Source organism: Conexibacter stalactiti, assembly GCF_033542075.1.
Lineage (GTDB): Bacteria > Actinomycetota > Thermoleophilia > Solirubrobacterales > Solirubrobacteraceae > Conexibacter > Conexibacter stalactiti.
The window spans coordinates 110,685-117,320 of the sequence record NZ_JAWSTH010000007.1; the positions used below are offsets into that span (position 1 = coordinate 110,685).

The 6,636-nt window shown below is 71.3% G+C and carries 5 protein-coding genes; 1 reads left to right on the plus strand and 4 read right to left on the minus strand.

Annotated elements, in window-relative coordinates:
- Positions 1–85 precede the first annotated feature (85 nt).
- The 3 genes from R7226_RS05015 to R7226_RS05025 form a co-directional block, all read right to left on the minus strand.
- Complete coding sequence (locus R7226_RS05015) at positions 86–709, minus strand: DoxX family membrane protein (RefSeq protein WP_318595942.1); 624 nt, start codon at positions 707–709, stop codon at positions 86–88.
- Positions 710–931: 222 nt separating this feature from the next.
- Complete coding sequence (locus tag R7226_RS05020; RefSeq protein WP_318595943.1) at positions 932–3,823, minus strand: vitamin B12-dependent ribonucleotide reductase; 2,892 nt, start codon at positions 3,821–3,823, stop codon at positions 932–934.
- A 245-nt stretch (positions 3,824–4,068) separates the two neighbouring features.
- Positions 4,069–4,758 carry a hypothetical protein gene (locus R7226_RS05025; protein WP_318595944.1) on the minus strand — a complete coding sequence of 230 codons (690 nt, stop codon included), beginning with the start codon at positions 4,756–4,758 and terminating at the stop codon, positions 4,069–4,071.
- Positions 4,759–4,872: 114 nt separating this feature from the next.
- Here R7226_RS05025 and galE point away from each other — a divergent pair, with 114 nt between their 5' ends.
- Entirely contained in the window at positions 4,873–5,859 is a 987-nt protein-coding gene (galE, locus tag R7226_RS05030; RefSeq protein WP_318595945.1) for a UDP-glucose 4-epimerase GalE, read from the plus strand.
- Here galE and R7226_RS05035 read toward each other — a convergent pair.
- Positions 5,856–6,636 (minus strand): alpha/beta hydrolase (locus tag R7226_RS05035; protein ID WP_318595946.1); only part of this gene is annotated, 781 nt, incomplete at its 5' end. The genes galE and R7226_RS05035 overlap by 4 nt on opposite strands.

Sequence of the window (6,636 nt, forward strand, 5' to 3'; positions counted from 1 at the left end):
TGCTCGCTGAGCGCATGTGCCGACGCCCCGGCGGGGTCGCCGGGGCGTCGGGGCGGGGACAGGGCTTTGGGGCTTTTGGGGAGCGTCAGCGCAGCCAGGGGAGGCGCTGCACCAGCTTCAGCTGCGACCAGCGGCGGCCGAGGCCGAGGGTGTCGCCGGCGCTGACGAGCGCGAGGCCGACGAGCACGATCGCGTAGACGAGGTGGTCGTCCATGAAGACGTGGTTGGCCGGCGGCAGCGAGGCGCTCCACATCAGCACCATCATCAGCGCGCCGGCGACGGCGGCGAAGCGCATCGCGATGCCGCCGATCAGGGCGACGCCGAGCGCCAGCAGGCCGCCCATGAAGAGGACGTTGACGACGACGTTGCCGGCGATCCCGTGGTAGATGCCGTCGAACGGCCCGACGGCGTTGGCGAGGAAGCCCTTGGTCGGGTTGCCGCCGTTGAGAACCGAGTCGGCCGACGCGGTCTCGTGGCCGAGCCCGAAGAACTTGTCGAGGAAGGCCCACAGGAAGATGCTGCCGAGCGCGATGCGGGCGGCGGCCCAGGTGTAGCGGGCGGCGACCTCGCGGCCGGCCTCGCGGACGGCAGCGGCGGCGGGTTTGTCGGCACGTGCCGACGGGCGGGCGCCGCCGCGCGAGCGGGAGGCGTGGCGGCTGCTGTCGGCGGCGGATGCGGCGGATGCTGAGAGCTGTGCGGAGCGAGGCATGGTGTCCCCCCGGGACGTTCACGTGGTCTGTTCTTCGATCTGTCCAGACCGTACGCCCGCGCCGCCGCCGCTCCATCGGGGACAGCCGCGCAACCGGCGTCCGTGGAAACCACCGAGGCGCCTCCGGGGGTGGCGCGAGGTCGCCCCGCGCGACGCGCGTAGAACGCAGTGAGGGCCGCCCTTGCGGGCGGCCCTCACGCACAACTCAGATGTGTCCGGCGATCAGCCGCAGCCGGTGTTGTTGCCGCAGCTGGAGCAGGTGTAGCAGGAGCCCGTGCGCTGCATCATGCCGCCGCACTGCTCGCAGGCGGGGCCGAGGTCGAGGCCGAAGTTGCCCATGCGGGCCGGCACGACCGGCGGCGTCTCGGTGAACGCGGCGGCGGCCGGCTGGACCGCGCCCGCGCCGGCTGACGGCGCGGCCGGCGCGGGCGCGGCGGAGGCCGACGGCAGCGACGGGCCGGAGGTGTCGCCGTTGACCGACATCGCCGTGTCCTGCGCGGTCTTGCGGGCGCGCACGGCCGGGGTCAGGATCCCCAGCTCCTCCTGGATCTCCTCGTCGAGGAAGCGGGAGGCGAGCCAGCGCATGATGTAGTCCGGCATCGACTTCGCGAAGGGGATCTCCGGATTGGTCGTCATGCCCTCCGGCTCGAAGCGCATGTAGCTGAACTTCTGCACGAGCGTCTCGAGCGGAACGCCGTACTGGAGCGCGATCGAGACCATCGTCGCGAACGAGTTCATCATGCCGCGGAGGGTCGAGCCCTCCTTGCCGATGTCGGTCAGGAAGATCTCCCCGACCGAGCCGTCCGGGTAGAGCCCGGCCGTGATGTAGCCCTCGTGCCCGGCGAGCGAGAACTTGTGCGTCAGCGACTGGCGCTCGCGCGGCATCCGTCTGCGCGCGGGCGCGGCGTCGGGCTTGGCGACCTTGGCGATCGCGTCGGCGACGGCCTTGTCGACGTCGGCCTGCGTGAAGCCGCCCGCGGCGGCGTCGGCGCCCTTTTCCTTCTGCGCGTCGGTGCGCAGCGCCTGTGCCGTCTTGGAGCCGTCGCGGTAGATCGCGAGCGCCTTGACGCCGAGCCGCCACGCCTGGATGTAAGCGTCGGCGATGTCCTCGACGGTCGCCGTCTGCGGCAGGTTGACCGTCTTGGAGATCGCGCCCGAGATGAACGGCTGGACCGCGCCCATCATCTTGATGTGGCCCATGTGCGAGATCGCGCGCTCGCCGACGGCGACGTCGAAGACGGGCAGGTGCTCGGCCGCGAGGCCGGGCGCGCCGACGATCGAGCCCTTGTCGTTGATGTACGCGACGATCTGCTCGATCTGGTCGTCGGAGTAGCCGAGCTCTCTCAGCGCCAGCGGGATCGTTCTGTTGACGATCGTCATCGAGCCGCCGCCGACCAGCTCCTTGAACTTGACGAGCGAGAAGTCCGGCTCGACGCCGGTCGTGTCGCAGTCCATCAGGAACGAGATCGTGCCGGTCGGCGCGAGCACCGTCGCCTGCGCGTTGCGGTAGCCGTTCTGCTCGCCGAGGTCGACGGCGTCGTCCCAGACGCGGCGTGCGGCGCTCAGCAGCGGCTCGTCCTTGCACGAGGCGTCCGGGATCGCGTACGACGCGTCGCGGTGCATCCGCATGACGGCGTTGTGCGGCTCGCGGTTCTCCTCGTAGCGCTCGAAGGTGCCGACGGCGCCGGCGATCTCCGCGGAGCGCTGGTAGGCGCGGCCGGTCATCAGCGCCGTGATCGCGGCGCTGATGCCGCGGCCGGCGTCGGAGTCGTACGGGAGGCCGTTCGACATCAGGTAGGCGCCGAGGTTGGCGTAGCCGAGGCCGAGCTGGCGGAAGGCGTTGGCGTTCTTGCCGATGCCCTCGGTCGGGTAGCTGGAGGCGCCGACGATGATCTCCTGCGCGAGGAAGACGACGTCGACGGCGTGCTCGAAGCTCGCGACGTCGAAGGAGCCGTCCGGGCGGCGGAACTTCATCAGGTTCAGCGAGGCGAGGTTGCAGGCCGAGTCGTCGACGTGCATGTACTCCGAGCACGGGTTCGACGCGTTGATGCGGCCGGAGACCGGGCTCGTGTGCCACTGGTTGATCGTCGTGTCGTACTGGACGCCCGGGTCGGCGCAGCGCCACGCGGCCTCGGCGATCTCGCGCATCAGCTCGCGCGCGTCGACCGTCTTGACCGACTCGCCGGTCGTGCGGGCGAGCAGGTTCCACTCTCTGCCGTGCTCGACCGCGTGCATGAACTCGTCCGAGACGCGGACGGAGTTGTTCGCGTTCTGGTACTGGATCGAGGTGAAGCCGTCACCGTCGATCGACATGTCGAAGCCGGCGTCTCGCAGCGCCTCGGCCTTGTCCTCTTCCCTCGCCTTGCACCAGACGAACTCCTGGATGTCCGGGTGGTCGACGTCGAGCACGACCATCTTGGCGGCGCGGCGCGTCTTGCCGCCCGACTTGATCGTGCCGGCCCAGGAGTCGGCGCCGCGCATGAAGGAGACCGGGCCGGACGCGGTGCCGCCCTTTCTCAGGGGCTCCATCGAGCCGCGGATGTTGGAGAGGTTGATGCCCGAGCCGGAGCCGCCGCGGAAGATGTTGCCTTCCTTGGTGTTCCAGGCGAGGATCGAGTCCATCGTGTCGTCGACGCTGAGGATGAAGCAGGCCGAGCACTGCGGCTGCTCCTCGAAGCCGACGTTGAACCAGACCGGCGAGTTGAACGCCGCCAGCTGGTGGAGCAGGATGTGGGTCAGCTCGGCCTCGAACGTGTCGCCGTCCTCGGCGGAGGCGAAGTAACCGCGCTGGCGGCCCCAGTCGGCGATCGTGCCGGCGACGCGGCTGATCATCTGTCTGACGGAGCGCTCGCGAGCAGGGGTGTTGAGCTGGCCGCGGAAGTACTTCTGCGAGACGATGTTGGTCGCGTTCTGCGACCAGGTCGCCGGGAACTCCACGCCGACCTGTTCGAACGAGATCTTGTCGCCGTGGCCGATGCGAGCGTCGCGCAGCTCCCACTCGACCGCGTCGAACGGATGCACGCCAGGGGTCGTGAAGCGGCGCGAGACGCGCAACGCCTCACCGGGTTGGGTGCCATTCGTCGTTGCCGGGGGGGTGTGCGAGACCTGTGCCATGCCTGAGTGCTCCTTGTGTGTTTCCCCGCTGTTTCCGCGAACGCCCCTCGAGCTCGGCCTGTCAAAGGGGGTTTGTAATCGTCTCGAACGAGTCGGACGGCAAAGCGAAATCCCTGGAAACCACAGATTTTAGCGGGCTCAGGGCGTGTGCTGGGCTTGGTCCAGGACCGTAGCCGACCCGTCGGCCGGAAGCCGGCCCTTCCCCCGCTCTGTGCGTGAAAAAGATCGTGCGGGCTGGACGGCTGTCAGCGGCCGAGCCGCAGCCAGTCGGTGAACTCGGCCCACGTGCTCGTGACGCGGTAGCCGGCCTCGCCCCAGGCGTGCCGTGCGCGGGCCGCCCACTGGGAGTCCCAGCCGCGCAGCCGCGCCCAGCCCCACAGCAGCAGAAGCAGCAGCAGCAGCCCGCCGATCACGATCGCACCGGCGACGAGCCATCTCGTGTCGCGCTTGGTCGCCGGCGGCTGCACGCCCGGCGTCGTCGTGACCTGCTGCGGAGTCGCGGCCGGCGGGGTCGCCGAAGGGGTCGTCACCGGCGGCGCGACCGCGCCGGTCTCCGTCGTCGTCGTGGGCGTCGTCGCGGGCGTCGTCGTGCCGGGCGTCGTCGTGCCGGGCGTCGTCGCCGTGCCCGGCGTCGTCGTGACCCCGCCGGTCGGCTCGATCCCTCTGCAATCGCCAGCTCTGTGCGCCTCGATCCCTCTCTCGATCGCCTCTCTGAGCTGCGGCACGACCCCTTCGAACTCCGGCGGGATTCCCTCCAGCGCCGACTCCAGGTCGGCCTGCGAGAAGGTGCAGGCGTCGAGCTGGCCGGCGTTGTTGGCGTACGCGTCGGAGACTCTGTCGAAGGTCGCGCGGTCGGCCGATGCGGCGGCGCTCCCGAGCAGCAGGAGCGCGACGGCGAGCGCGAGCACGCGGCGGATGCGGGTGCGGGACGTCATCGCGAACCGCGGATGCTACCCAGTGCGGTATCGCAGCCCGCCCACCACCCCCAACCGACCCCGCCCACCCGCGACCCTCGAGGGAGCGTGCGGCGCGTCTGTTAGAAAGCGGGCATGAAGCTTCTCGTCACCGGCGGCGCCGGATACATCGGATCGATCGTCGCTCAGCAGCTGCTCACGGACGGCCACGAGGTCGTGGTGCTCGACAGCCTCGCGCGCGGCCATCGCGCCGCCGTCCCCGACGGCGCGCGCCTGATCGAGCTCGACCTGCTCGAGGCCGACGCGCTGCGCGACGCCGTCGCCGAGGGCTTCGACGGCGCGCTCCACTTCGCCGCGTACGCGCTCGTGGCGGAGTCGGTCGCCAGACCGGAGCTGTACTACCGCAACAACGTCGTCGGCTCGCTGAACCTGCTCGACGCGCTGCGCTCCGCCGGCGTCCAGCGGCTCGTCTTCTCCTCCACCTGCGCCGTCTACGGCGAGCCGGAGGTGATCCCGATGGACGAGCTGACGCCGACCAGACCGGTCAACTCCTACGGCGCGTCAAAGCTCGCGGTCGACGGGATGATCTCCGACGAGTGCCGCGCGCACGGGCTCGGCGCCGTCTCGCTGCGCTACTTCAACGTCGCCGGCGCCAGCGGCTGCCTCGGGGAGGACCACGAGCCCGAGACGCATCTGATCCCGAACGTGCTGCGCGCCGCCCAGGGGCTGCAGGACGCGGTCAAGATCTTCGGCACCGACTACCCGACGCCGGACGGCACCGCCGTGCGCGACTACATCCACGTCGAGGACCTCGCGCGCGCACACGTGCTGGCGCTCGACGGCGCCCGCCCCAGCGAGCACCGCATCTTCAACCTCGGCAGCGGTGACGGTTACTCGGTCCGCGAGGTGATCGAGGCGGTCAGAACGGTGACCGGGCTCGACGTGCCGGCCGTGGAAGCCGGCCGCCGCCCCGGCGACCCGCCGAGACTGGTCGCCGCCAACGGCAAGATCCGCGCCGAGCTGGGCTGGGCGCCGACGAAGTCGCTGACCGACATGGTCGGCGACGCGTGGAGATTTGCTCAGCAGCGCCCGCACGGTTACGCGGGGGCTCACGCGCACTAGCGAGCGGTTTCGACAGCGGCCGCGATCGCGGCCGCGCGGCTCGGCGTGGCGCGGGCCCGCGGGAGTGTCACGCGCACGGCCCGGCCACCGAGGCGGCCGACGATGCGCTCCGCGTCGACCCGCACGGTCCCGCGCGCGGCCGCGGGGCCCCAGACGCGCAGCGTGTAGGTGTATTCGATGGAGTCCTCCGCAAGCTGACGGCCGATGCCAGTGACGCGTACGCCGGGCACGACCTCGTAGCCGTGCGCGTGGACCCGGCTGTCGAAGGTCGCGCGGCCGCCGCGCAGCCCGCCCCAGCCGATCGTCGGCTGTCTCGGGTCGTCGATGTCCCAGTCGCTGTCCATGAACTGGATCACCGTGACGAGCGAGCGCTCCTGGAGATCGTCGTAGGTCTCGCGCAACGCGGCGACGGTGCGGCCGACTCTCGGCGGCAGGCCGGCGGCCGGCACGAGCGTGTCGAAGCTGGCCGGTGCGAGTCTCGTCGGCGGCAGCTGCGTTCTGCCCGTCGGCCGCGGGCAGTCGCGCACCGAGGCGCCGCGCAGGAAGCGGCGCAGGGCGCGGCCCTGGCAGCTGTCGTCGTCCGCCCACGAGAGCACCGAGTGCCCGACCTGCGGCACCGCCAGCAGGCGGCCGCGCGGCAGCTGCGCGGCGACCGCGGCCGCGTCCTCGCGCGGCGTGCGCAGGTCGGCCTCCCCGGCGAGCAGCAGCGCCGGCACGTCGGGCAGCGGCCCGGCGGACGGCGCGGCCGCCGTCTCGGGCCAGGCACGGCAGAGCGCG

What these genes read in the sequence shown, in the direction of transcription:
- R7226_RS05015 (WP_318595942.1), bottom strand. Translation starts at nt 709, where the DNA reads ATGCCTCGCTCCGCACAGCTCTCAGCATCCGCCGCATCCGCCGCCGAC.
- R7226_RS05020 (WP_318595943.1), bottom strand. Translation starts at nt 3,823, where the DNA reads ATGGCACAGGTCTCGCACACCCCCCCGGCAACGACGAATGGCACCCAA.
- R7226_RS05025 (WP_318595944.1), bottom strand. Translation starts at nt 4,758, where the DNA reads ATGACGTCCCGCACCCGCATCCGCCGCGTGCTCGCGCTCGCCGTCGCG.
- galE (WP_318595945.1), top strand. Translation starts at nt 4,873, where the DNA reads ATGAAGCTTCTCGTCACCGGCGGCGCCGGATACATCGGATCGATCGTC.